The 488-nt window shown below is 48.6% G+C and carries 2 tRNA genes and 1 rRNA gene; all 3 read right to left on the bottom strand.

Annotated features, from left to right (window positions below):
- Nucleotides 1–184 precede the first annotated feature (184 nt).
- Nucleotides 185–260: transfer RNA gene (locus tag CAY82_RS25020), tRNA-Ala, on the bottom strand.
- Nucleotides 261–266: 6 nt separating this feature from the next.
- A tRNA-Ile gene (locus CAY82_RS25025) sits at nt 267–343 on the bottom strand.
- 77 nt (nt 344–420) lie between these two features.
- Nucleotides 421–488 (bottom strand): 16S ribosomal RNA (locus tag CAY82_RS25030); the annotation flags it as partial.

The following is a 488-nucleotide window of genomic DNA, read 5'->3' on the forward strand; positions in this document are numbered from 1 at the left end:
AATTCGCATGTTGCTCTTTCGAGCAGAACTCACAAATTTTACCTTAGCCTGATTAACCAGCAGTGAAACTGGTCATCAGTCTATATCTATCACATATCCGAATTTTTAAAGAACGATCTGACAAAAGCCAGAAATCAACATTCGATGCGAATGCTCATTTCTGAGTTTGATCAAGTAAAGCAAGTGGTGGAGCCAAGCGGGATCGAACCGCTGACCTCCTGCGTGCAAGGCAGGCGCTCTCCCAGCTGAGCTATGGCCCCGCATATTGGTAGGTCTGGGCAGATTTGAACTGCCGACCTCACCCTTATCAGGGGTGCGCTCTAACCAACTGAGCTACAGACCTATATAGGGTCTTGATCGTCTTCAACCATGAATCAAGCAATTCGTGTGGGAGCTCATCAGCAGGCTGATGTCGTCGATTAAGGAGGTGATCCAGCCGCAGGTTCCCCTACGGCTACCTTGTTACGACTTCACCCCAGTCATGAATC

The organism is Pseudomonas sp. SID14000, assembly GCF_002165135.1.
Taxonomy (GTDB): Bacteria; Pseudomonadota; Gammaproteobacteria; order Pseudomonadales; family Pseudomonadaceae; genus Aquipseudomonas.